Source organism: bacterium, from assembly GCA_023150945.1.
In the GTDB taxonomy this organism is placed as follows: Bacteria; Zhuqueibacterota; Zhuqueibacteria; order Zhuqueibacterales; family Zhuqueibacteraceae; genus Coneutiohabitans.
Genome location: JAKLJX010000020.1, coordinates 1 through 25,819 on the forward strand (window position 1 = coordinate 1; position 25,819 = coordinate 25,819).

Here is a 25,819-nt window from a genome sequence, read left to right on the forward strand (position 1 = left end):
TTCTTAGGGCGTGCATCAAAGCGTCAGATCTTCCATGGGAGATCTGATATTCCTATTATTTATGCAAAACTCAATAAATTGCATCCGGTAGCGAAAACAAATTCACTTGCGTTACCGGCAAACAATTGGAGAAAAACCAAAGATGCATTTCTGTTTGACAATGAGGTGGAACGCTGGCCGTTGAACTTTTTCTACGGCCTCTCCGATGCACTGATAGCTGGTTTCATGGAAAATTCCAGCGTTATGATAAATCATAAAATTTTTGATATTTCATAAAAACCCCTCTGTCTTCTCACCTTTTCCTCCCTTCTTTATTTACCCCACAACACCATGTTGGCAAAGGTGCTTACATAAGCTGCAATCCCTGCCAAAATACCGTTGGTACATCAATTGATTATCTAATATAGCGAAAGCATAACAAAAGTCAGTCGATGGAAATCAACTTGGTGAAGATTCAAATGGCTCCAAAGGTATTGACAGACCGAAATTTTGATGCTGAGCTTGTGGCTCCGGGCAGAATTGTGTTGGTCATATTTTACGATGAGAATTTCAGTAACCGCTATCTCATCGAACCGGGCTTGGTGAAACTGGACGAACAGTATAGCCAACGGGTGAAGTTCTGCCGCATCAATACGCGTGAAAACCCAAAAACCGCCGAACGCTTTCGAATTTTTGTCATCCCGACAATTCTCTTTTTTCAAGATGGAAAACTGGTTGAGTCGCTGGCGGGCACTTTTCCGCGCGTTGAGGTCGAGAACATTATCCGGAAACTGCTCACTGAAAAAGAAGAAGACCGATTGTCTCTCTCAAGAAGCTAAAAAGGAGGTTGCAACTATGAAGTACACAGTATTGCTCGGAAGAATTCTATTCTCATTAATCTTCGTGATGGCCGGCTTCAGCAATTTTTCGAAGCAGGCGATCGAGCATGGAGCAGCGCAGGGAATCCCATTGGCTTCGATTGCAGTTCCGCTCTCCGGAGTGATCGTGCTCTTGGGAGGTCTCAGCATCGCCCTCGGTTATAAAGCCAAATGGGGCGCGTGGCTGCTGGTTTTATTCCTGGTGCCGGTCACGGTGATGATGCACAACTTCTGGGCCATGCAGGATATCGCATTAGCCCAGATGCATCAGGTGATGTTCATGAAGAATCTTTCCATGCTTGGTGCTGCGCTTCTTATCTCTTATTTCGGCGCTGGCCCGTTGAGCTTGGACGGACGGCAGAAAACACATTCAGGGCAACGCACACGGCGCATGCAACATAGAGAAGCAGTGATAGCGTAGAGAACCAGACAATCAAATCCGAGGTAGGCTGCGAATGACGGAACCGGCCTACGGCGCAACAAATCCGTCAACACACAATCGAAAGGAGAAACTACAATGAACAAGATGTTGGTCGCAGTATTCGACAGCGAGGTGGTGGCTGCTGAAGGCTTCAGCGCGCTCAAGGGCCTCCACAATGACGGGGACATCACGGTGTACGCGACGGCGGTCCTCGTGAAGGATGCCTCGGGCAAGGTGAGTATCAAGCAGGCCGCGGATCAGGGGCCCATCGGCACCGGCCTCGGCATGTTGGCCGGGAGCATGGTGGGGTTGCTGGCCGGGCCAGTCGGGCTGGCCGTGGGCGCCTCGATGGGTACCCTAACCGGTTTGATCTTTGATCTGAACAAGTCGGGCATCGACGTCCAGTTTGTGGACGATGTCTCGAAGGCCCTTAGCTCCGGCAAGGCGGCCGTCCTGGCCGATGTGGAAGAGAGCTGGGCGGTGCCAGTGGACACGCGGGTCGGGAAGCTCGGCGGCATGGTCTTCCGGCGCTTGCGCTCCGAGGTCGTCGAGGACCAACTGGTGCGGGAGTCCGCTGCCTTCCAGGCTGAAGTGAAGCAGCTCAAGGAGGAGATGGCTCAGGCACGCGCTGAGAACAAGGCCGCGATCCAGGCGCAGATCGACGAGGCGAAGAAGAAGGCCCAGGTGATGCAGGACCAGGCCAAAGCCCGAATCGATCAAACCAAGCGCGAAGCCGAGGCGAAGATCACTGCCCTGCAGGGACAGCTCAAGCACGCGAGCGACCGGCAGAAGGCAAAGATTGAGAAACGCATCGCTGAAGTAAAGGCTGACCTCGAGGCACGTCACGCCAAGCTCCAGCAAGCTGGACGACTTGCCAAAGAGGCATTGACACTCTAGCGTCGCGCCTCAAAACGGGAAGTCTTCGGTAGTTGATGTCCGTTCAAGACTTCCCGTTTTTCCAAACATAAAACTGGCGATGTACTTTGCAGGGAAAATGCGATGTGGCAAAATCAAAATACATACAAGGCTCTCGTGGTGAATGCAAGTCACGCTTCCAGAGAAATTCTTGCGGGCATGCTCAGCCGGCATCCAAAGACAGTAACGAATTTGGCCGAAGCTGAGACAGTTTACGAGCTGACAACCCCGAGCCACACTGAAAATCTGGAGGTGATTCGCAGCCTCCTTGCGAGCATCGCTCAAAAAGCCGGCTTTGATGAAACAGCGATAATGGAGATCGAGGTTGCCGTTGAGGAGGCTTGCGTGAATGCGATTAAACATGCCCACCAAAATGACGTGGCCAAGCCTCTTCATCTTCGGATAACCATCGACCGCCAAAAACTGACGGTGGTGGTGAGAGATCAAGGCCGAGGCTTTGATCCCAAGCAGCTCGAAAAGCAGGATGCCAAGGCGCTCCTTGCAAAGCGGCAAGCCGGCGGGCGCGGCATTCTGATGATGAGGATGCTGATGGATGAAGTTCATTTTGCCTTTGAAAGCGGAAAAGGAATGCAAGTCCGGCTGGTGAAATACCTCATATCTCCGCAGTGCCGGACGATTCATTGAAATAATTTATGAAAACAACAACGGAAAGGTGACTTGAAATGAAATGGTCATGGAAACTCGGCGAAATCGCGGGAATCGGCATCTACGTGCATGCCACGTTTTTGCTTCTGCTGGGCTGGGTGGCGTTGAGCCATTATATCGCCGGCCAGAGCATTGCCATGATAGTCAACGGCGTGGCGTTCCTGCTGGCGCTGTTCGGAATTGTCGTGCTCCACGAGCTGGGACACGCGCTCACCGCCAAACGCTTCGGCATTCAGACGCGCGACATTACATTGCTGCCGATCGGCGGCGTCGCGCGTTTGGAGCGCATGCCGGATGATCCCAAGCAGGAATTGTGGGTGGCGCTGGCCGGACCGGCGGTCAATGTGGTTTTAGCAGCGGTGTTGTACATCGCGATTGCGTTGACTTCCGGGCCGCCGTCGTTGAGCAACCTTAACATGGTGAGCGGGAACTTTTGGGAAAAGCTGCTGTGGGTCAACGTCTCGCTGGCGGCGTTCAATCTCTTGCCGGCGTTTCCGATGGACGGCGGCCGCGTGCTGCGCGCGTTGCTGGCCATGCGCATGAGCTATGTGCGCGCGACGCAAATCGCCGCCCACGTCGGACAAGGCATGGCGCTTCTGTTTGGATTCATCGGATTGTTTTACAATCCCTTCCTGGTGTTCATCGCGCTCTTCGTGTGGATGGGCGCCTCGCAAGAAGCGAGCATGGTGCAGATGAAATCGGCGCTCGGCGGCATTCCGATTCAGGCCGCGATGATCAAGGACTTTCGCACGCTGGCGCCCTCGGATTCTTTGGAACGGGCGGTTGAGCATATTCTGGCTGGTTTTCAACAAGACTTTCCGGTGGTGGAGCAAGAACGCGTGGTGGGCGTGCTCACGCGCAACGATTTGTTGAAGGCGCTCTCGCAACGCGGCACAAAGGGTCGGGTCGAGGACGCCATGCAACGCCAGTTTGAGACCGCCGACCCGAACGAGATGTTGGAAACCGTTTTTGCGCGGTTGAACGGAAATGGCTGCCATTCGCTGCCGCTCATGCGCAACGGCCGGCTCACGGGCATCGTCACCATGGACAACGTCGGTGAATTTCTGATGGTGCAGGCGGCGCTGCGAAAGGCGCGGGCATGAGGTTTGGGGATACAGTCTTAAGGAAAAGCATCATGAAAACTAAACCTACGATTGTTATGAGCGAATTAGAGAAAAAGCTGGAGCAAGGCTGGGAAAAATTGACTGCTTTGCTCGACCCGAAAGAGCGCGCGGAAAAAACGCTTCTGGAAGCGTTGCAGCGCGATTATTTTGAAGAGCGGCAAATCAGCGAGGCTTTGCAAAAAGAAAGCGAGGGCATTCCTTATGCGCATTTGCGCCGGAAGCTGCTGGACATTGCCGAGCGGGAACAAGCGCATGCCGAATTGCTGGCGGCAAAAATCCGCGAGCTGGGCGGTGATCCCTCGGAACACGCCGGCAATTTGCGTAAAGCGCGCGCGAGCAATGCTTTCATCTCGACGCTCGATCTGCTGCAAATTTTGCAACAAGAAAAAGAGGATTACCTCGAGTATCTGGAAATGGCGCATCTGGCCAAAGAGGCCGGACACAAAGATTGGACTCCTTTGCTGACACAGATCGCCGAGGAGGAACAAATACATCGCCGGGAGCTGATGGACGTTATCACGCGCCTGAATCCCTTGCCGGTGCAATGATAGGCCTGAGATTTTGGATTTTTTCAAGGCCGAATTGTGCAGTGCAGCCGGCAAGGGCGCGGCTGAAAGATCGCAATGATATGAAGTGAAAGACATTGGGTGAGATTATGTCAACAACGAATAAAAAGACTGTGTCTCTGGTTCTTGGAAGCGGGGGCGCGCGAGGCCTGGCACATATTGGTGTCATTCATTGGCTGGAGGAAAATGATTTTAAAATTGGATCGATAGCCGGTTGCTCAATCGGAGCAGTAATTGGAGGAGTATATGCTGCCGGAAAATTGAATGAGTATGAGCAATGGGTACGTTCCATCACCAAAATCGACATATTCACGCTACTGGATCTTTCGTGGGAAAAGAGCGGGCTGGTGAGAGGCGACAAAATTATTAATACTTTGATCAAACTGGTTGGAAAGAAACGAATCGAAGATCTCGCAATTCCATATACGGCGGTTGCCGCTGACATCGTCAACCACAAGGAAGTATGGATAAAGTCGGGCAGTCTTTTTGATGCCATGCGAGCGTCTTTCGCAATCCCCCTTCTCTTCACTCCATTCATGTACAAAGGGGTGGAACTTGTTGATGGGGGGATACTGAATCCTGTGCCGATTGCGCCGACATTTGGGGATGAGACGGATTTAACTATTGCTGTAAATCTGGGCGGCTCCCCGGATGATCGTAAAGAGCCGAATTCCGTGAGTACGGCTTCAGTTGACCCTTCGTCTCCGTTCCGTGAAAAGATCAAGAGCTTTATAGCCAGCCTCCCACAATCCGGGACAAGTGGCAGCAGTCGAGATTGGGGAGCGTACGATATCGCCATACAGGCTTTTGATGCGATGCAGAGTGCCATCGCCCGCCAAAAGCTTGCCGCATATCCACCGGATATCGTAATAGAAATCGCCAGGAACGCGTGCCGGACACTGGAGTTTGACCGGGCATCCGAGATGATTGAATTGGGATACAGAAAGGCGAAAGCGTGCCTGTCTGAAGTTTCGCCACAAAGGCGGAACGATGAACGCTAACATTTCACTAAAAGATAATCACTCAAAACTCAAAACCGAAAGGAGAACCTATGACTAACTTTCCTCTTCTCAACGCTTTTGCAAGCCATTGGTGGGTGCTGTTGCTGCGCGGCATTGGCGCCGTGTTGTTCGGCATTTTGGCCTTTGTATGGCCGGGGCTGACGTTGGTGGCGCTAGTTTTTCTCTACGGCGCTTATGCCCTCGTGGATGGCGTCACCGCAATCTTTGTCGCCGGGAGCGCCCGCGCGTGGTGGATGATCTTTGCCGGATTGCTTGGCATCATCGCCGGCATACTGACTTTTATTTTCCCAGGCATCACCGCATTTTGGCTGCTCATTCTGATCGCCTCGTGGGCCGTCGTCCGAGGAATCTTCGAAATCGTGACGGCGATTCAATTGCGCAAAGAATTGACGAACGAGTGGATGCTCATTCTCGGCGGCATTTTCTCGATCATCTTCGGCGTCCTGCTCTTTTTGAATCCGGCCGCGGGCGCGCTCGCGATGGTGTGGCTGATCGGCGCCTACACATTTGTGTTTGGAATCATGATGATCGTGCTTTCGTTCCGTTTGCGCGGATTACGAAAGTTCAAGCCGGCAACGGTCTAAGTAAGCGTCTAGAAATTATTTCCCGAGATCGTCGTAGTCCTGCCCCCTTGTGAGGCGCTGTGGCGAATGCGAATTTGTCGTCTCGAATAGCCGCCCACAAGGGGCGGGGACTACAAACCTGTTCATCCATAATGAAAGTCAAATTTTACGGAACCCGAGGCTCGATCCCGGTTTGTGATCCCCAATTTCAAGAATTTGGCGGGAACACGACGTGTTTTCAAATTACGTTTCCGGATACGGGAGGTATTGCCATCATCGATGCCGGAACCGGAATCAGAGACTTGGGCAAAGCTCTCGTCGCCGCCGGCCATCAGCAAGATGAAATTTTCATCGGTTTCACTCACTTTCATTGGGATCATATTCAGGGTTTTCCCTTCTTTGCGCCGGCTTTCAACCCCGAACAAAAAATCAACATACTGGCGCTGGGACGAGGCAGAAAGGCCACGAATCTGCGAGGAATTTTTAAAACCCAAATGCAGACGGAATACTTTCCGGTGCAATTGGATAATATGGGCGCCCGTTTTGAATTTCTACAAATCGATAAGTCTCACGAATATTTTGAAGACGATCATGGCGAGACCACCAAAGTGACTGCCAATAGGCACAACCATCCCGGCGGCGCGTATGGTTTTCGCTTGGAACGGCTTGGAAAAATTCTGGTCATTTGCACGGACATCGAGCATGGCGATGCCATTGACCCTCACGTCGTCGCGCTTGCCAAGGGCGCTGATTTGCTCATCCACGAAGCGCAATACACCGGCGAAGAATTGAAAACCAAAAGAGGATGGGGGCACAGCAGCTACGAGCAAGCGCTGCAAGTGGCCGAAATGGCCGGCGTGAAAATGCTGGCCATCACGCATCACGATCCGGATCACGACGACGAGTTCCTGCGCCGGATGGAGCGGGAATGCCAGCAAAGATTTCGCGCTTGTGTTTTGGCTCGCGAAAAGATGGAAATTGCATTGTAAAATTGAATGGTCTTCAATGACTCGGCAAGCGTTCGACTGAGCGCTCACGCCGAAGGCTCGAACGCGCGGAGATACAAATTGGTCTCATTACGTTTGTTTAAATTCGTTTACCAATTTGATAACCAATAATGGCACCTAAAATCAATCCCCCAATGCTCCAGACAGCACCGCCAATAATGCCAAGAAGTATTGCGCCCACAACGCCATGTGTGGGATTGAAGTTCTCTTTTTGGCTCGATGGCGGTGAGACAGTAGGAGAGGTTGTCGCAGTTTTGGTACGGGGTACATTTTTCGGTGATTCATGCCTTGTGGGAGATGCAGTAGGTGGATGTGGTGCAGCAGTACGACCAACATAGAGAGTATTAAATACTGATGCTTCTGATTGATGCGAAACCTTTTCTTGTGCTTTGCGAGAAGGTGTGGTTGATGGTTGAGCAACAGGCCACTGTCGAGCTTCGGCTTCTCCCGTCATGATTTGGATTTGTGAAGGCATCTCAATTGTCATTTGAGGTCGGTTACGGTAACTCCCGATAACACCGATTACCTTCACACTTTTACCAACAAATGAGTGAGGATCAACACCCGCTTGATTAAACGAATTTAACGAAGTCGACCAAAGCACTAAAGTAAAAGTTTGGTTTGGATATTTGCCAAAATTTAGAAAAATATAAGGCCGTTTATATCTTGTGAAAGCCGAGTGAAAATCTGAGATGTAACCAACGACCTCAATGCGTTCGCCAACATGCTCCAAAAGTGCACCAGTTTGGGTAGCTTGAATGACCAGGTATTGACTCCGACGAGGCGTTGAACCTGTTATAGCTGAGGAAACTTTAGGATAAGAAAAGTTGCCTGTGACAAACTGATCGAGGGTGGGAATTTTATCAAAATCGAGTCTGCAAACTCCTTGAAATCGATCGGTGAGCTGTGAGAGTTGAGGCAGAGAGGAAAGCTCTTGAAGCAGTGGAGAAGTTTCTGCCTTTATAAAATCTTCAGCCTTGAAAAGGATATTGTCACTGTTGTCGTATTTTTTCCAAAGTCTTGGTGATACAAAAACGGCATGCAAACCGAGATAGATAACTATAGAGGCAAAACGATCTATCGATGCACTAAAATGACGCTCATTTCTTGCAGGATGCTGGTAATTGATATGTCCTATTTCGTTGGTGCGTAAGTTAGAGAGTTCTGGAAGGAACATTCCATCATAATCGATAAGGTGAAGCTTGCCGCCTTTGACTATGATATTTCCATGCTGCAAGTCACCATGAGCAATACCAAGTTGTTCTAATTTTCGTACTAAATTGGCGAATTCGGGAATCAGCTTATTGATTAGATCGGGGTTTGAAATGTTTTTTGTAATGTAGGAATTGAGGGTATCTCCCTCAAGCCACTCCATTTTGATGATAGGATGCCATTGATTATTTATTCGAATACCTTGGAAAAGGCAATTAGCCTTAACAAAATATCCAAAAGAAGATTTTTGAAGAAAACGACCTATCGCCTCGTAACGTTTTTGTACATCTGGAATAGCTCTAGTAAAACAGCGAACAGCCCACTGCTGTGAGTGATTGTAAAGATGAAAAGTTGTGGTAAAGCCCCCTGAATATGGCTTCGGAATTCCAAATTGATCAGTCTCAGGACTACAGGCCTTTAGTTCAAGGTCGTTGAAGGCAGTTCGAGGATTTTGAACTGCATTTAAGTATTCATCTCCTCTAGGCAACGGCATGGCGATACTTACAGTTTAACAAACATCAAGGTGACATCGTCGTTCTTCAGCATGGAAGATGCCCTAGCGTTATTTACCCAAGTTGTGAAGGATTCTATAGGATTATTATCTTCGACGAAACCTGCGAGAATTTCCCAAGGGCGTTCATTATGTTCATGTTGAGATAAAAACCAGAAAGCGAGAGCATCTGTTATAAGGAAAAACATATCCCCAGCTTGCCATCTGTCAGCTTTAAAAGCAACCTTGTCCCAAACACTTTTGTTTTTTGAATCGTTACTGGACAGTAATGTTGGAGAAGTTCTAAAATCTAATGACTTTGATATCGGAAATGATTCAATCAGAACGTCACCCCGTACCTGAAAAAGACAACTGTCCCCAACAGCTATCACCGACCATTTGCCTGTTTGGGTTTCATCCGTTGAATCTTCACTAAGATGAATACCAAGTAAAGTGGAGAATGCACCCATTCGAACTTTTTCTTCCGCAAACCAAGGCAATGGCCGGCGTAGAGCAACGCTTTTCCAGCGGCCAGCCAATGTCTCCATCTGCGATTGTAGATGTGAGATATTGAAGAAAGGTTCTTTTGCATAAGCTCTTGTTAACATCTTTGCCCATTCAGCCGCAAATGAGCTTTCAGATGCGCCGTCTGCGATAGCTAATGAAAGCGAGTTGCGCTCATATCGACCGCTGAGTTTTGGGGCAAAAGCATCTTCGTATTCGTTTTTCTCGTTTCCGAACTTTGGAAGATGAAACTGAGCTATTAAGAATTGCATAAATGCAGGCATTTAACGCAGGTTACTTGGCCTAGTCCCAATATCAAGAAATCGAATGAGGGAAACCAGGTCCGCATTAAAAACAAAACCTCGAGTAGCTTCCGAGATACGAAAGCCTTCCTGCTTGGCTGCATTTTGGATATGTGTTGGTAGAATGCTGGACATGCGGAACAAAAGTTTTGCAAATTGATCTGGTAAACCATCTTCTTTATCTGGAAATTCAATTGGAATAGCGTTGTGCGAGGATAAGTGAATATTGAAAACCAGAACATTGCCATCTACATTGCTCAATCTTTTTAATTCCTCAGCTTTTTCTGTTGGATCGCCATCAGTGGCTTCTCCGTCTGTGATGTTAATAACAATTGGAGGAAAACATGATGGATGGCCATTGATCCAGTTTTGGATAATTGACTTTGCCCGATCAAGGGCCTGGCACATAGGAGTTCCTCCATCGGCAACCGGATCAAACCAAATTGGGAATTTTATGGTTTGGTCGACAAGGCCGCCTGCTCCATCATCTACTTTCTTTGTTCGCTCTTCAATCCTAGATGGAGAATTTGCGATCATGCTAATTGGCGAAAGATCTTGACCAGCAAGATGGCCTGAAAAACCAGAACCAACTGTGGCTCCGTAACCGATAACGCCTATGTGATAGTAATCTCGAATGCCTTCGCTTTTGGCACATTTGATAATGAGATTTTGCAGGAGTCGATTAATTATATCGGCAACACCATCGGCTTTGCGTTTATTACCACCTCCAGCGCCAAATGTGTCGGTCATTGAACCGGATTGATCTATTAAGAAAAGGAAACAACTTGGATTCGCACGACTGATTTCTGCTTGGTATGACATAGAAACCTCCTGCTATTACTCGGCTGATGTTCTCGTTATCGAATTAAAACCGAAACTGAAGTGGCTTGTCCGCAGTTTAGACGGAATTCTCAACTAAGTTCAATGTACCTTCAATACTTTCAATTGCGTATAAAGCCGAATGCATTGTCGCTTCCTTCTCGGTGTTGCAGTAATTCGCGACCTAACGAAATAGCGGCAAGGGGTAATGTTAAAATTAAGAGTTTTATCAAAACGAGGATAGTGCACGGTTTTTCTTGTCCGCGATGCGCGCCTGTAATAGAAAACCCACTATCTCTTATGAACAAGAGAGGTGAATAGATGAGCACGGGGACGATGCGGCAAAATCAAGCAAATCCTTATCAACAACCGGTTGAAGAAGTATTGGCCGCGTTCGACACGGATGCGCACCGCGGCTTGAGCAAAGCGGAAGCGCGGGCGCGGCTCGAAACATACGGAAAAAACGAGCTGACGGCTGAGAAGCCCGTACCCTGGTGGAGAAAATTCCTCGCGCAGTTTCAAAACGTGCTCGTCATTCTGCTGCTCATCGCGACGGCGATTTCGACCGTGTTGTGGTTGTATGAACGCGAATCGGCGCTGCCTTATGAAGCCATGGCCATCTTCGCCGTCGTGCTGCTCAATGCGATCATGGGTTACCTTCAGCAATCACGCGCGGAATCTGCGGTGGCGGCATTGCGCCAGATGTCGGCGGCGCGTGCGAATGTCATCCGCGACGGCGAGCGGCAGAGCATTCCGGCAACCGAGCTAGTGCCGGGCGACATCATTCTCATTGAAGAGGGCGACACCATTCCGGCGGATGCGCGGCTGATTCAGGAAACCGCGCTGCAAACCGCGGAAGCAGTGCTGACGGGCGAGAGCATGCCGGTAGCGAAAGACACGCTGACGATCAATGGAGAAGTCGGACTCGGTGACCGTGACAACATGATCTTCAGCGGTACGGCAGCAACTTACGGACGCGGACGCGCGGTGGTGGTGGCGACCGGGATGCAGACCCAAATGGGGCGCATTGCCGGCATGTTGAAGGGGACTAAGGAAGAGACCACACCCTTACAGAAAGAACTCGACCGCGTTGGCAAACTGCTCGGCCTCATCGTCATTGTCATCGCCGTTGTGATGATCGCAACGATCATCCTCGTCGAAGACGTACACGGCTTCGCGGGATTTTTCGACGTGCTCATCCTGGGTGTCGCGCTCGCAGTTGCGGCGGTGCCTGAGGGCTTGCCGGCAGTAGTGACCGCGGTGCTCGCCATCGGCGTGCAGCGTATGGCGAAGCGCAACGCCATCGTGCGCCATCTCGCCGCGGTCGAAACACTCGGCTCGGCAAACGTGATTGCCTCCGACAAAACCGGCACGCTGACGAAGAACGAGATGACGGTGCGAGTCGTGGTCAGCGCGAGCGGGCGTGTGAGTTTCGGCGGCACGGGCTACGAACCCGAAGGCGAAGTGCGGCTCGACGTGAGCTCGCCGACACGTCGCGATGGAAGCGGGGTGATTGATGGTGCGCTTCACTTCGAGTTGGTGCGCGCGCTCGCCGCCGCGGACCGCGCCAACAACGCGGTGTTGCAAGAGCGCGATGGACGCTGGACGGTGCAGGGCGATCCGACCGAAGGCGCGTTGATTGTCGCGGCGCGCAAAGCCGGGCTGGAGGCGGAGGCGCTCGACGCGCGATTTGACCGCGTCGGGGAAGTGCCGTTCTCCTCCGAGCGCAAGCTGATGAGCACGATTCACACCGACGCCGAGCGACAGGAGCGCCTGCTCGTCTTCACCAAAGGCGCGCCGGACGTGCTGCTGGCGCGCTGCTCGAAGGAACTGGTGGGTGAAGAGATAAAATCTTTGACGGCAAAACGCCGCGCCGAAATTTTGCAAACCAACGAAGAACTGGCCGGCGCAGCGCTGCGCACGCTCGGGGTCGCGGCGCGCTCGCTGCCGAAGGATGCGTTCAAGCACGAAGAGATTGATGAACGCGTCGAGCAGGAGCTTGTCTTCCTGGGATTGATCGGCATGATTGATCCGCCGCGCGAAGAGGCGAAAGAAGCCGTGGCGCGGGCAAAGGGCGCCGGCATTCGCCCGATGATGATTACCGGCGATCATCCCAAAACCGCTGCGGTTATTGCCGAAGAACTCGGCATCGTTGCAAACGGCCGCGCTATCACCGGTGCGGAGCTGGAGAAAATGCCGGAGGAGATGCTTGACCGAACGGTGCAAGAAGTGTCGGTTTACGCGCGGGTGAACCCCGAACACAAGCTGCGGATCGTGAAGGCGTTGCGGCGCGTAGGCGCGACCGTGGCGATGACCGGCGACGGCGTCAACGATGCGCCCGCGTTGAAGACCGCTGACATCGGCGTGGCCATGGGCATCACCGGCACCGACGTTTCGAAAGAAGCTGCGGACATGGTGTTGGCAGACGACAACTTCGCGACCATTGTCGCGGCGGTCGAAGAAGGGCGCGCCATCTTCTCGAACATCAGAAAATTCTTGCGCTATTTGCTTTCATCGAACATCGGCGAAGTGATGACGATGTTTTTCGGCGTGCTGCTGGCGAGTGTGATCGGCCTGACCGCAGAAGGCGCCGGCGCCATCGTGCTGCCGCTGTTGGCAACGCAAATTCTGTGGATCAATCTCGTGACCGACGGCGCGCCCGCGCTCGCGCTCGGCGTTGATCCGGCGGACGCCGGGCTGATGAACGTACCGCCGCGCTCGCGGGATGAAGGCGTGATCACGGCTCGGATATGGTTCGGCATTTTCTTTGTCGGCGTAATCATGGCGGCAGGCACACTGCTCGTCCTTGACGCTTCACTTCCCGGTGGCCTGATCGCCGGCGATGGCAATATGCGTTACGGCCAGACGATGGCTTTCACCACATTGATGCTCTTTCAAATCTTCAACGTCTTCAACGCGCGTTCGGATGAGCGCAGCGCGTTCGCCGGGTTGTTTTCGAACAAGCTGCTGTGGGTCGCGGTGCTGTTGTCGCTGGCATTGCAGGTGGCGGTGATTTACACGCCGTTTTTGCAGCAAACGTTCTCGACCGTGAGCCTGAGCCGCAATGATTGGCTGCGCTGCGCCGCCGTGGCCAGCTCGGTGCTGTGGTTGCGCGAATTGGGCAAACTCGTCACGCGGGCGCTTCGGCGGCGTCACATTTGACTTGAGCTTGTTGTGAGCCTTCGGTACCGACACAATCAAATCAGTGTAGCGGCCGCGTGCCTCTGCAGGCAAATCGGCCCGTGAGGCGACAGTACGTCTGCGCTGGTGGCGGAAAAACGCAACCGAAGAATGGTTGGGTGAGAACTGATGTTCTTTTTCAATCACGAAGAGCCGGCGCCGCAAAGTCGCGCCATGAGCGCGCTTGTTGCATCTTTCTTCTGTCGCGTTCGCCGGTTTGGCACGTTCAACGGAGGCCACCGCCTCGTCACCCCTCCCTGCCCGTCATATTCCCAAAGATCGCGTGATTCCCAACGCCAAGCCGCGCAGTTCCGCCAGCCCCCGCATTCTGCAGAGTAGCGAATAACCGGGATAGAAATCTCTCCGCGGTTGATCGAGCAGCATGAGATGGCCATGATCCGGCCGCATCGGCATGCGGTGGTCTTTTCTTCCCACCACAACGCGGCGTTTTTGCTCGAGCACGTGCGCCCGCATCACGCCGAACATATCCACGTCGCCTTCCAGATGATTGTCCTCGATAAAGTCGCCTGCTGGATTGCAGGTAACGTTGCGGAGATGAATGAAATTGATCTTCTCTGCAAGATTCTCGGCCATCTCAACAAGACTATTGTTGCGGCCGGCACCCAGCGAACCGGTGCAAAACGTCAATCCATTCGCGTGTGAATCACAGGCCTGCAATACCTGTTCAATATCTGCGTTGTCGCGCACGACGCACGGCAGGCCCAACAGCGGCCAGGGCGGGTCATCGGGATGGATGGCCAAGCGCACGCCCGCCTCTTCAGCAACCGGCGCCATCTCTTTGACGAACGCGATCAAGTTTGCACGCAACTCGGTTTCGCCAAGGCCATCATACTCACGCAGAGCCGTGCGCAGCTCTTTCAAACTGTATGCTTGCAACGAACCGGGAAGGCCCAGCAGCACGGTTTGTTTGAGTTTCTCTTTTTGACTCTCGCTCAAACCCGTGAACAATTGCCGGGCTTGCTCAATTTGACCGGTGTTGTAACTGTGCTCGGCCTGCGGCCGCTGCAGGATAAAGAGATCAAACGCGGCAAGCGCTTTGGTTTCAAATCTCGTGGTAAGCGAGCCGTCCTTGAATTCCACCTGAAGGTCGGTACGCGACCAGTCGAGAATCGGCATGAAGTTGTAGCACACCGTGTCAATGCCGCATTGTCCCAGGTTACGCAGCGAAGCGGCATGATTCCCCAGAAAACGCCGATAGTTGCCCTTTCGCTTTTTGATGTCTTCATGCACCGTCAGACTCTCAGCCACTGACCAAGTCAAACCTTCAGCGGCAATGATCGCTTTTCGCTTCAGGATTTCCTCGACCGGCCAGATCTCGCCGACGGGAATCTGATGCAGCGCCGTCACGATGCCGGTGGCGCCGGTTTGTTTGATCTCTTTGAGAGCAATGGGATCTGACGGGCCGAACCACCGCCAGGTTTGCTCGAGCGCCATGAGTCACAACCCCGCAGTGTCGCAGTTCAGGGTGGAATCGTAGACCGCGCCATCGAACACAACAAATCTGTGCTTGCTCAAATTCGAAATGTCGTGCAAAGGCGAATGCTTGGTGAGAATGAAGCGGCTGCGATACCCCGGTTTGATTTGTCCGAACGATTCTTTGAAACCCAAGCGCTGCGCGCTGGTTCCGGTTGCGGCATTGATCACCGCCAGTGCGGGGAGTCCGGCGCGCTCGAGCAATTCCAGTTCCTCCAAAAGGCCAATGCCATGCGCCACGCCCACGGAGCCGGCATCGCTGCCGGCAACGATCGGCACGCCCATTTCATGAGCATTCCGCAAGCTTGCCGCATGTTGCTCGAGAATCTTGTGCAGGTTGGAAATGACCCTTTCATCCCAACCCAGACAGGCGGCATGTTCGATTTGCTGTTGCACCGGCGCGATAGTCGGCACCCAGGCGATTTGCCGATCGCGCATTCTGGCCAGTTGATCAGCGCGAATAAAGAAGCCGTGCTCAACCGAATCCACTCCGCCCTCAATCACGCACGCGATGCCGTCCTCGCCGGAGGCATGTGCCAAAGTTTGTTTGCCGAATTCCTGTGCCGCGCGCACCAGCTCGGTTACTTCCTCTGCAGTCAGTTGCGGTGCTTTGGTCACCCGGCCTTCTCTAAAATCGATGATGTCCGTGGCAATCAATTTGATGCGATCGGCGCCAGCAAGAATTCTTGCTTGCACACAAGCTGGGAGAGAGGAGTGATTCTCAACGGGTTCCGCCAGAAAAGCGCCGTAGCGGCCCTGGCGGTGTATCGCCGCGCCCGGGCTATCGACATAAGGCATGATCGGTTTGTCTTCGCTCTCATGAAGTTTGCTGAGCGCCAACCCAACGCCGTGCCGGTCACCGGCATCGCGCACCCCGATGATGCCGAAGTGAACGAGCCTTTCCAAGCGCGCGCGGGCGGCATCCAACAATTCTTGTGGCGTCTGTTTGAGGTGGGCATTGCGTTTTGCCAGATCCAACTCCGCGCCTGCCAGAAACAAATGCGCATGCGCTTCGATCAAGCCGGGGAGCAGAGTATAATCGTGCAACTCCACATCAGGTTGCGTCTGGCCGGATTGCAGCAAGGCAGCAGGCGGTGAAACACCGACGAACCGGATTGACTGGGCATCATAAACAACATGAACATCTTTGCGGGGCCCCGCGCTGAACCCATCGATCAGCGTCCCGACACGCAGCCAGACACTCCGTTTGTTGGAGGCTTCTGGAATGATCATTTTCTTGTGGCAGAAGAAGCTTTCGGCAGGATGATTATCTCTTTGCATTTGGCGCTAACCGCGCTGCAGCCATGAGAAGCCATTTTCAAATATTGTCATTCTGCCGCTCAATTGTTCTGTCAACCAAGATTCTCCGGGTCAATCATCGGCGGGCGCGGCGCTGTTGCAGATTTCCATCACTGCCTCAGCCTGGCGAAATCCCGCGGTTTCCTGGCTCTCGCCTTCACCGGCGCGGCCCAGTTGCAGGGCATGACGAAGCTGCTGCACGATCGCGTGATCAGCGGGCAAAGGCTCGGGCGATTTTTCCGGATTGGCAATGACAAAATCCAATCCCGCCTCCACCGCCAAAGCCAGATAGGCGCGTTCCAGATTCTCCCGAATGTACTTGGGCGTGCCCCAGGCAAAATTCGACAGCCCCACCGTAAGATGAACTCCGCGCAAATCAGAGTCCTGCCGAATGAGCCGCATGGCATCCAACCCGATATTCACCAGGCCATAAGTATCGGCACCAACCGGTGCGAGCCCCGGATCAATGATGATCTGGTCGTTGCTGCGGTTCGCTTTGGTCGCCAAAAGCTCGACGAAATGTTTGGCAGCAGAATGGACATCGCCAGGATACAGGCATTGCTCCGTGCCGCCGTCACCAAATTTCTCCGAAGCCATGACGATGACGAGCGTGTTGTATTCCGCGATCAGTTCGATCATCTCTTCCAAACGTTCACGCGAGGCCGCGATTGAGTTCAGAATGGGTGCGCCTTTGCCGCGATCATAGTGCCGCAGCGCGACTTTGTGATACGCCACCGAGGGATTGTCGATGCAAAGCGGCAGAGCAGTCACCTCTTGAATCGCAGGAATGACTTCCGGCAGAAAACTCAACATGTCGGCCAGCTTCACCTGCACCTGGCGCGTGGCATCGATGTTCAAATCCAAATAATCCGCGCCCCGGCTTGCCTGCAATTGCGCGAGCTGTTGATAGCCCGCCACGTTTCGTTCCGCGAACGCATGGCGCGCCCGGGCATAAGCGTTGTTGATCAAATCGCCGATAAGGCGCAGCTTCATTTCAGCCATTTTTCATCCTTTTCAAATGTTGCATTTTGTACCGGCCAGCGGTGGCTTGCGTGTTGCCAATCGGCGTCATGACGGCAATTGCAATTCGCGCGCCTCCACGTTGCCGGCCTTCACGGCAGCGGTGCCGGCCTGGTCGCTCGCCGTGGCAGCGTGATCGCGCCCTCGCCAGTGGTTCGCCCAGGAAGAAGTTCCGCGGAGCGCTTGATTTTGCAGCACGGGAACATGCCGCAATAACTCGCGCTCGTTGCCATCGTACTTGCGCCGTTCATAAGCACGCAGCCAAATGCAATCGCCAAAGCCCTCCACTTCACAAAGTCCGTCCTTCGTGCCGCCGCACGGGCCGTTGCGTTGATTCTTGGCACATTGCGACTCGGGGCACAAGTACGCGATCTCCGGCAACGAACAATCGCCGCAATCCCGGCAATCATACAGGACCAGCTTGCTCACCCACTCAACCGCGCGCAGCAGTTTGGGTCCCTGGCTGGAGTCGGCGGAGTTTTGACAAACGCTTTTTCCCCACCTTGCCAAGACACGATCTCGGTTGAACATGACGCCGTGTACTGCTTTGGAGATTCGATAGACGGGACCAATGCGTTTTGATCTCCGCGGTTGCGCGACCGGACTGCGTGCGGCAGGATCTGCCAATCCTGTGGCCGGATTTTCGGCGTAGTAAAAAAACTCGCCCGGCCGCGAGAATCTGATTTCCCGGGCAAACTGTTTCCAATCATCAGGAGAAAACGCGCGTTCAATTTCCAAGATTCTTGCGACGGCGGCAAAATCAAAAACGCCGCCCAAATAGGCGCCACGATATCCCAAGCCGCGATAGATCGCCATCTGCTTGGCCGCGAATTCATAGAAGAATGCCCTGCCGTGATCCGCGGATTTTCCCTGCTCCAAACAAATCTCCAAAAGCGGTGGCGTCAACACAATTCCCGGGATTTTTCTGTCGTGAAAGATTTGGGCGACACGGGGATTCAACACGTAGACATTCCCGATCAAGGGAACATACTGCATCGCGTGCTGGTCCATGTAAACCCGCAATTCATGCATCTTGCGGGAATCATAGCCGACTTGATTGATGATGAATTGCGCGCCGCATTCGATCTTTTTTTGCAGCTTGAGATATTGCGGCGCCACCTCCCCCTCCCGCAGCTTGAAATTGCTGGTCACTGCGCCAATCAGGAAATGGGTCTTGCCCAGACGCTCGGCTGCGTGCGGCACGCCGTTTTTGCGGAGTTCGAAGCCGCGATTCATCTTGCTCAACAGCGAAATCAGGCCGATGGAATCGAGATCGAAGACCGGTTTGGCCATTCCCCCAAGGCCGCTAACCGGATAGTCGCCGGTCATGGCCAGAATATTGTGAAATCCCTCGCTGCTCAAAACCCAGGCTTGACTTTCGAGTCCGTTGCGGTTGAGATCCTTGCAGGTCATGTGAATGACCACTTCTTTTCCCGCATACAAAATCGGCTTGCCCAGCGCATGCGGCGCCAGCTTGGGATTGCCGCCGGCATTGTCGGTAATCGAAATCCAATCGACTGCCGGGCACGCCACCAAATCATTGGCAAAATCACGCGCTTTCACCGCACTTTTCTCCGTCATCGAGCCGCGAATGGACAGCAGTTCCACGCCGAGGAGAAAATCTCTGGTTTGAAAGAGTTTTTCGCGCAGAGTCTTTTGCATGTGAACGCCCAAGCATTGCTTCCTGATGCTGAAACCGATCAAACGATCGCCGCCAGTCACCTCAATCCGGCAGGCGTAAAACGGCAAAATCGCGCTGCGCCGCGCGAATACAGAGCATGATCGGAGTTGCGCTACCCCTTACCGACCAAACGCAAGAACAGATCGACCGCGCTGGAGGCATCGGCGCCGTAGCCGTCCGCGCCGATTTCATCGGCAAACATCTGACTGATCGGCGCGCCGCCGACCGCCATCTTGATGTGGCCCAGGCCCTTTTCTTTGAAGCCGTCGATGACGGTTTTCATGTACGTCATGGTCGTGGTCAACAGCGCGCTCATGCCGACGATGTCCGGTTGGTATTGCTCGGCCGCTGCGAGAAACTTTTCGACGCTTTGATCGACGCCAATGTCATGAACTTTGAATCCGGCGCCCTCCGCCATCATGCAAACCAAATTCTTTCCGATGTCGTGCAGGTCGCCGCGCACGGTTCCCATGACGAGCACACCGGCCGGCTGAACTTTCGAATCATGCGCCGCCAGCAGCGGTTTGAGCACTGTCATGCCGGCTTTCATGGCGCGGGCGGCAATCAGCACTTCAGGAACGTAAAGGATGTTGTGTTTGAAATCTTCTCCCACCACGCTCATGCCCGCAATCAATCCTTCGTTCAGAATCTCCTGAACGCTGCGTCCTTCGGCGAGCGCGTCTTTGGTCATTTGCTCGACTTCTTTGGCTTTGCCCTCATACAGGCATTGGTTCATCAAGGCATAATCAGGCATGTGTCACGTTCTCCACAAGATGAATGTGTCAAACCCCGCGGGAATTTCTTTGCGTTTTCCCTGCTTTTTCTTTGCGTTTCCCGCCTGCTCGGCGGTGGGCCAATTTCTCTTCTGATTTCATCACTTCACCTTACCGCCCTTGCACAGCAAATCAGGCTGTACCTAGCGGCTGGCATTGAACTCCGCCAATGCCTCCTGCATGGCCAAAACGTTGGCGCGCGGCATACCCGGGCTGACGCCACCGCCGACGGAGAGAATGATGCCCTCGCCGCCGCTCTTCTCCAGAACCTCCAAGGTGGCCTTGCGCACCTCCGCCGGTGTGCCACGCACGCCGATCTCCAAAGGATTGACATTGCCCATGAGGCACATGCGGTCGCCGACGCGCGCTTTCACTTCAGCGAGGTCGGTTTGCTTGCCCCAATTCAGGACATTGAAGCCGCAATCCGGCAGATGATCCAAACACGCAGCGATATCAGCGTCGTTGTGATAGAGCTTGACCCACTCTCGGGGAAAAGCCTCGCAGATGCGCTTCAAGTAGGGATGCGCGAATTCCAGGTAATGCTCTTCATTGACGAAACCCCCAATGTCGTCCAAAATGAATATGGCTTCCACCGCATCGCCCATGATTTTCGCCTGCGCTTTCAGCCAGTCGATGATGAGATTGGTGCTGCGATCGATCAGTTTGTGCGCCCATTCGGGCTTTTCCACAATGTCAATCATGAACTCCGTGGTACTGCGCACAAATCCGGCGGTGCACAGCGGGCCACGCGCAGTGACCATCGGCAGGATCTCGCCTTGTTCCAGAATGCGCTGTCTCTGCATTCTAATGCGGTGCAGCGTCATTGCCATGAAAGCGTCGCACTCCACTTCATATTCCGGAAAGTTGTCGATATCCTCGAGGTGATAAAGCGCGTGATATTCGCTGGGTGTGTTGTTCCGCCAGAATTTGATCTTCGCGCCCAGGGCCGAGGGCTCCGCCGCCATGCCGTATTCCATCCACCAGGAAGGAACAAAGATGATCTCCGGGTATTCCTGATGGATTTTCAAGTTGGATTGAAACCACAGCTCTGGATCGAGATAATAGTCCATGTGATTCAGGCCCAGATAACCGGGTATCCACGGACTATCGATGATCAAGGCCATGGGCACCTGGTCCAGTCTTTCCAGACGGGCTGCCCTTTTGAAGATTTCCTAATGCGCAGGTTTCATACGTTGCATCCTCCAAGAAATGCGTTTTGGATCATAGCAATTGCCTTGGTAATCCTGAAGAATAATCCCGGCGCTTCTCATCCAGAATTGGTGGCGGAAATGCCTTTCAACAGAATGAGGCACAAGCTTCTAACCAAGCCGAGACTTCATCCCAGCGCTTTCAATCGCTTTGTCCCAAACCGACTTGCTGGCTGGCAGTATGAGACGACCGCAATGTGCCAACCTGTGCCTTCATCCGGCGATGAATATTTCCGCGTCCGTGATTTTTAGCTCAACTCCCGCCGCGTGCGCCGCCTCTTGCAGCGCGGCTTGCAACATGACAACAGGGTCTTTGCTGACCTCCAGCCTTCGCATCAGACCTTCGCCCTTCTTCGTGCCGGCAGTCAGGGTGATTTTCAAGCCTTTGCGCTTGCAGGACACGCGGGTGCCGTCCGCGAGCGTCGTGTTCATCGGTTTGAGGAAGGCATCGAGGTAATGCACGCCAATGCCGGACTTGTCGTTGACTTGCGGCAACAATTTCTCTTTTGCCGCCTGATTGACATCGCAAAGCTTCGTCATGACTGAGGCTCCAGGATTTGTATGATTCCCTTTGTCGAATTGTCGAGAAAAAAAGAATGCAACGCCCTCAACCTTTTGCACCACCGATAAGAGCGGGTTGGTTGCGCTCCATGAGCGCTCACTCGTGGTTTAGAAATGGAATAATGCGAATGACCAGTCGAACTGGGCGAGAGCCGAATGCCATTCGTCTAAATGATCTGGGTCAAAATCACTCGAAAGCTTTTAATCATTTTGACCACAATGATTTTGACTCTATCCCTTCTGCTGGTCATGCACATTAATCATCTAATCGGTCGCGCAAAAACAAATTCCCATTTCAGGTAGCCTCGGCGCCTTGAGGGTCGCTGTTTTAACCAGCAAATCCGGCATCACGACAGTGCCCCGCCAGGGGGCAGGGCTACAACAAAATTCCAAGTTGATTTTGCGCACTCCCTAAACAGCATTCCTTCTCTTTTCATCCTGCGCCAGGGCGTAGTGAATCACTTCCAGCACCAGTCCCCACTTGTGTTTACGGCTTACTGCGACGCAAAAGCATCCCGAAGGACTGAACTCGCGATTCCAATTCAACACTTCATTGAGAGAGCAGCCCAGCAGCGGCTTTTCGTTGGCAATGACCTGTTCGAGCGCGGCGGCGCTGCGAATATATTCGCACATGAAAGCATGGCCGGTATCGCCCGGCGCCGGGGCACAGCTCATCGCGATGATTCGGTGACCTTCTGCTGCCGAGGCCAGCGTGACATGATAATCATACTCAAATGGTCGCCCTAAATTCGAGCAGGTCGTGCCCGCATAACGGAATCGTGCCTGCACCGAACGGTCAGCCAGAACGTTGAGCTGCAGTCGCTCTCGTGACCACTTTTGCAGCGCGCGAACATTGATCGAGTACTTTTCATTGCGGTCGAGATTTGATTCGTCTCGGGCCGTGCTGCCGGAAATTCGATCACCGTGCGGCTGCAAACGGATCACCGCCTCCGTCTGATTACGCGACCGGGCATAAGGCACGCGGCGGTATTGGCACGCGCGCATGGAACAACTTTCGCACGGCAACAAATCTCTGGGGCTTCGCCCCTGATCAATATGCTGTGTGACGCCAAAGACCGCGAGCAGGGATTTCTTGGGCTGCAGCATGCCGGTTTCCAATACACGAATTTCATTCCGGATTCTTTCCGGGCGAATCAGGTGCAGCAGTTTGTGCTGATCGGCAATCTCCCACTCCGGATAGCCCGGACTGTAATGAGGCAGAATCGCCATGCCATTTTGCTCAGCCCAAGCGCAGCCGCGCGCGCCGGCGGCGGTGATCAAATGCTCGACCACCGCCGAGCCGTAGATTTCCAAAAAGAAGTACTCATCCGGTTTTTCTTCCAGCCAAAGCTGGCGCGCCTTTTCTTCGCATTCCCTGCCGGCACTCACTGCCACCATGATCACCGCATGCGCTTGCGCTTTGCGCAATAACGCAAGCACCTTCTGCGATGAAAATTCCACGCCCTCGAGGCTGAACCGTCCATTGCGAACAGCAAGCCGATCCGTTTGCCGGGCATAAATCCACGGCCGACCGTTTTCCGCGTACCATTGTCTTGCCCAATCAGCCAGTTCTCGTGAGCGCTCGGGGAATTCATAATCGCGGGGATAACCCAGCAGACGCTTGTATTCGTCTTCCTGAATATTCGTATCAGGCTGTGTGTCCAGCAACTCAATCATGTTTGCAGTGACATTGCAATGGGATTGAACTGGCATCCTTCAACAAAATAGTCAAAAAACCTGGGATGCGTTTCCAGGCGGCAATGCTCCACTTTCCTCACCAGGCCTTCCAATTCCTCGCGTTTTGAGCGCGAGAGCAACGCCATGCCAGCACCCTCAATGGCGGCATTGCCGACCTGCAGAATCTTCGCGGTGTCGATATTGGGAAGCAGGCCAATTCGTCGCGCCGCATCGATGTTCAAATGCCGGCCAAATCCGCCCGCCAAATAAAAGACCTTCAGGTCTTGAAATCCGATGCCATACTGGTCGCATGCAATCTGCAGGCCCGCAACATTGGCGCCCTTGGCCTGGGCCAGTTCGTTGATGTCGCCTTCATTCAAATAAATCTGGTGAGCGCTGTTCTCATGCAGTACGAAGCACTTGTCGCCATGCTCAAACCGCCCGAGCGGGTTGATCTGGCCGGTGCGCAGCAGCTCACTCAATAAATCGATCAGCCCGGAACCGCAGATGCCCTCCGGCTCACTGCCCTCGATGACGCTGTAATCGACTTTCCCCTCGTCGTTGATTCTCACTCTTTCAATGGCGCCCGGCAATCCCGGCATGCCGCAAGAAAGATTGCCGCCTTCGAATGCCGGTCCAGCGGGACAGGAGGCCGCGAGAATCCTGTGTTTGTTGCCGACAATCAACTCGGTGTTGGTACCGATATCCATGATCGCAACCAAACGCTCTTCGTTGGCCAGATTCACGGCCAACATGCAGGCAGCAGCGTCCGCGCCGACGTGGCCGCTGATGATGGGTAAACCGTAAACTCGCGCTTTGGGATTCAGCCGCAGCAACAGACGCCTTGCGGTGGCAGTCAAGCTGGTCGTAGTCCGCAAGGCGCCCGCCATTTCCTGTTCGGTGAGGGATTGATAAGGGCTTTGTCCAATGGAATGCACATTGAGCCGGAAGAACAGATCGCGCATGGTGGAATTTCCCGCAACCACAACTTCATAGATCGAAGCGGGGTCCACCGGAAACTCTGCGAGAGCATGGTTCACATAGCGCGCGAGTGTGCGCTGCAGCAACTTGCCGGGATGGGTGGAGTCATAATGTATGCGCGACATGACTTCCGATCCGCCAAATCGCTGTGGATTTTCAAAAGCTGTATCGGCAATGATTTCGCCGGTCTCCAGATTCAAAAGCCGAAGGACGACAGTTGTCGTTCCCAAATCCACCGCCAGCCCGTAAAGGGGACCCGATCTGTGATCAATTTCTTCGCCCTTCAGCAGAATCCGCTCACCATCGCGCGTCACTGCCGGATCGAGCCGCAGGTTTTGATGCTCCACCGGAAGTTGCAACGCACGCGTTTCAATGCGCATATTGCCGCGCCGCAACGTGTGGCATCGCACGACGCCGGAGTCCGTGACAATGCGCGTGCGGCAGGAAAGCCGGAAATTGCCGCGCAGGTGTTTTTCCTGCGCCACCGGTGCGGAAAGGCATTCCATACCGGCAAGGATTTCCACCAGGCATTCCTTGCACTTCCCCTGCTGCAAGCACGAGGTCGGCACACGAATGCCCATCGACTCGGCATATTCGAAAAGCGAGGAGCCGGGCGCGACGCGGGCATGCTGATCATTGCAGTGCAGATCAATGCTCATGTGTTTCAGAATCCAATGGAATTGCCGCCGTCAACCGCGAGCACGACACCGGTGATATATTTCGCCTGTGCTGATGCCAGAAACAGCGCCGCACTGGCCACCTCCGAGGGTTCGCCGAATTTTCCCATGGGCGTGCGCGCCAGTGCTCTTGCTTTTCTCTCCGGATCGTCTGCAAAAGCTTTTGCAGACATCACCGTGGCGATGAAGCCGGGCGCGATGCAGTTGACGCGGATGCCATGCGACGCCCATTCCACCGCCAGCACGCGCGTCATGCCTTCCACCGCGGATTTCGCGGCCGCATAACCGACAACTTGGGGAACGCCATAGTGGGTGGCCATCGAGCCGATCATGATAACGCTGCCGCTGCCACGGGCCACCATGATCCGCGCGATTTCTCTGGTCAGCGCGAACACCGCGGTCTGATTGGTGTGCACGATGGCCTGATACTCTTGATTGGAAACCGCCAGCGCCTCTTTCTTCAAATTGATGCCCGCGTTGTTGACCAGCACCTCGATCGCCTCAACGGCATTGCTGATCTGCGACAGCAATTCCGGCAAGCGGTCGATTTCGTTCAAATCAAACACGAGGGAAACCGCCTGCTCGCCCAATTCCCTTTGGGCGCGCGTGAGCTTTTCCGCATCCCTGCCAACGATGACAACCTTCGACCGGTTCTCGACAAATGCCTGCGCAATGGCAAAACCAAGCCCACTGGCACCGCCGGTAACCAAAACATTCTTGTCAATGAGATCTTCATACATGACTGCCATGAGTTCATCAGCTCCAAGGCTCGACTCTTCCGTTCACGGGAGGCAACCAAT

24 protein-coding genes are annotated in these 25,819 nt (G+C 53.6%); 11 read left to right on the plus strand and 13 right to left on the minus strand.

Translation table 11 applies throughout. From position 1 onward, the window contains the following. From L6R21_21490 to L6R21_21535, 10 genes are all read left to right on the plus strand, one after another. A partial coding sequence (locus tag L6R21_21490) for a hypothetical protein (protein ID MCK6561780.1) occupies positions 1–276 on the plus strand: 276 nt, incomplete at its 5' end. A gap of 170 nt (positions 277–446) precedes the next feature. Then, on the plus strand, positions 447–818 hold the full coding sequence (locus L6R21_21495) for a thioredoxin (GenBank protein MCK6561781.1): 372 nt from the start codon (positions 447–449) through the stop codon (positions 816–818). Between the two features lie 16 nt (positions 819–834). Beyond that, entirely contained in the window at positions 835–1,278 is a 444-nt protein-coding gene (locus tag L6R21_21500; GenBank protein MCK6561782.1) for a DoxX family protein, read from the plus strand. A gap of 96 nt (positions 1,279–1,374) precedes the next feature. Further along, a complete protein-coding gene (locus L6R21_21505) occupies positions 1,375–2,175 on the plus strand; it encodes a DUF1269 domain-containing protein (GenBank protein MCK6561783.1) in 801 nt (266 codons plus the stop codon). A gap of 102 nt (positions 2,176–2,277) precedes the next feature. Next, complete coding sequence (locus tag L6R21_21510) at positions 2,278–2,838, plus strand: ATP-binding protein (protein MCK6561784.1); 561 nt, start codon at positions 2,278–2,280, stop codon at positions 2,836–2,838. A 38-nt stretch (positions 2,839–2,876) separates the two neighbouring features. Further along, a complete protein-coding gene (locus L6R21_21515; protein MCK6561785.1) occupies positions 2,877–3,962 on the plus strand; it encodes a site-2 protease family protein in 1,086 nt (361 codons plus the stop codon). A gap of 32 nt (positions 3,963–3,994) precedes the next feature. Then, positions 3,995–4,531 (plus strand): ferritin-like domain-containing protein, encoded by a 537-nt coding sequence (locus L6R21_21520; protein MCK6561786.1) that lies wholly within the window; start codon positions 3,995–3,997, stop codon positions 4,529–4,531. Positions 4,532–4,638: 107 nt separating this feature from the next. Next, positions 4,639–5,550, plus strand: coding sequence for a patatin-like phospholipase family protein (locus L6R21_21525; GenBank protein ID MCK6561787.1), 912 nt, complete (start codon positions 4,639–4,641; stop codon positions 5,548–5,550). A gap of 50 nt (positions 5,551–5,600) precedes the next feature. Further along, positions 5,601–6,155 carry an HdeD family acid-resistance protein gene (locus L6R21_21530; protein MCK6561788.1) on the plus strand — a complete coding sequence of 185 codons (555 nt, stop codon included), beginning with the start codon at positions 5,601–5,603 and terminating at the stop codon, positions 6,153–6,155. Between the two features lie 59 nt (positions 6,156–6,214). Further along, entirely contained in the window at positions 6,215–7,123 is a 909-nt protein-coding gene (locus tag L6R21_21535) for an MBL fold metallo-hydrolase (GenBank protein MCK6561789.1), read from the plus strand. A 97-nt stretch (positions 7,124–7,220) separates the two neighbouring features. On the opposite strand, the gene L6R21_21540 is transcribed toward L6R21_21535, so the two are convergent. From L6R21_21540 to L6R21_21550, 3 genes are read right to left on the minus strand one after another with little or no spacing between them, the layout of a single operon-like run. Continuing rightward, entirely contained in the window at positions 7,221–8,846 is a 1,626-nt protein-coding gene (locus L6R21_21540; GenBank protein MCK6561790.1) for a hypothetical protein, read from the minus strand. Positions 8,847–8,854: 8 nt separating this feature from the next. Further along, a complete protein-coding gene (locus L6R21_21545; GenBank protein ID MCK6561791.1) occupies positions 8,855–9,631 on the minus strand; it encodes a hypothetical protein in 777 nt (258 codons plus the stop codon). Further along, on the minus strand, positions 9,632–10,471 hold the full coding sequence (locus L6R21_21550) for a VWA domain-containing protein (protein ID MCK6561792.1): 840 nt from the start codon (positions 10,469–10,471) through the stop codon (positions 9,632–9,634). It lies immediately after the preceding gene. Positions 10,472–10,789: 318 nt separating this feature from the next. Here L6R21_21550 and L6R21_21555 point away from each other — a divergent pair, with 318 nt between their 5' ends. Beyond that, positions 10,790–13,630 carry a cation-translocating P-type ATPase gene (locus L6R21_21555; protein ID MCK6561793.1) on the plus strand — a complete coding sequence of 947 codons (2,841 nt, stop codon included), beginning with the start codon at positions 10,790–10,792 and terminating at the stop codon, positions 13,628–13,630. Positions 13,631–13,912: 282 nt separating this feature from the next. Here the strand turns inward: L6R21_21555 and uxuA are convergent, their stop codons facing one another. From uxuA to L6R21_21605, 10 genes are all read right to left on the minus strand, one after another. Then, complete coding sequence (gene uxuA / locus L6R21_21560) at positions 13,913–15,103, minus strand: mannonate dehydratase (protein MCK6561794.1); 1,191 nt, start codon at positions 15,101–15,103, stop codon at positions 13,913–13,915. 3 nt (positions 15,104–15,106) lie between these two features. Continuing rightward, positions 15,107–16,423 (minus strand): amidohydrolase family protein, encoded by a 1,317-nt coding sequence (locus L6R21_21565; protein MCK6561795.1) that lies wholly within the window; start codon positions 16,421–16,423, stop codon positions 15,107–15,109. Positions 16,424–16,513: 90 nt separating this feature from the next. Continuing rightward, on the minus strand, positions 16,514–17,443 hold the full coding sequence (locus L6R21_21570; protein MCK6561796.1) for a dihydropteroate synthase: 930 nt from the start codon (positions 17,441–17,443) through the stop codon (positions 16,514–16,516). Between the two features lie 66 nt (positions 17,444–17,509). After that, positions 17,510–19,123, minus strand: coding sequence for a methylenetetrahydrofolate reductase C-terminal domain-containing protein (locus L6R21_21575; protein ID MCK6561797.1), 1,614 nt, complete (start codon positions 19,121–19,123; stop codon positions 17,510–17,512). Between the two features lie 131 nt (positions 19,124–19,254). After that, positions 19,255–19,896 (minus strand): corrinoid protein, encoded by a 642-nt coding sequence (locus tag L6R21_21580; protein MCK6561798.1) that lies wholly within the window; start codon positions 19,894–19,896, stop codon positions 19,255–19,257. Positions 19,897–20,058: 162 nt separating this feature from the next. After that, the gene (locus L6R21_21585; protein MCK6561799.1) at positions 20,059–21,039 is read right to left on the minus strand and encodes a uroporphyrinogen decarboxylase family protein; all 981 of its coding nucleotides are present in this window, start codon (positions 21,037–21,039) and stop codon (positions 20,059–20,061) included. Positions 21,040–21,336: 297 nt separating this feature from the next. Then, on the minus strand, positions 21,337–21,663 hold the full coding sequence (locus tag L6R21_21590; GenBank protein ID MCK6561800.1) for a hypothetical protein: 327 nt from the start codon (positions 21,661–21,663) through the stop codon (positions 21,337–21,339). 432 nt (positions 21,664–22,095) lie between these two features. Continuing rightward, a complete protein-coding gene (locus L6R21_21595) occupies positions 22,096–23,361 on the minus strand; it encodes a hypothetical protein (GenBank protein ID MCK6561801.1) in 1,266 nt (421 codons plus the stop codon). After that, a complete protein-coding gene (locus L6R21_21600; protein ID MCK6561802.1) occupies positions 23,358–25,001 on the minus strand; it encodes an ASKHA domain-containing protein in 1,644 nt (547 codons plus the stop codon). The genes L6R21_21595 and L6R21_21600 overlap by 4 nt, the downstream gene beginning before the upstream one ends. 5 nt (positions 25,002–25,006) lie before the next feature. Then, entirely contained in the window at positions 25,007–25,768 is a 762-nt protein-coding gene (locus L6R21_21605) for an SDR family oxidoreductase (protein ID MCK6561803.1), read from the minus strand. Positions 25,769–25,819 lie beyond the last annotated feature (51 nt).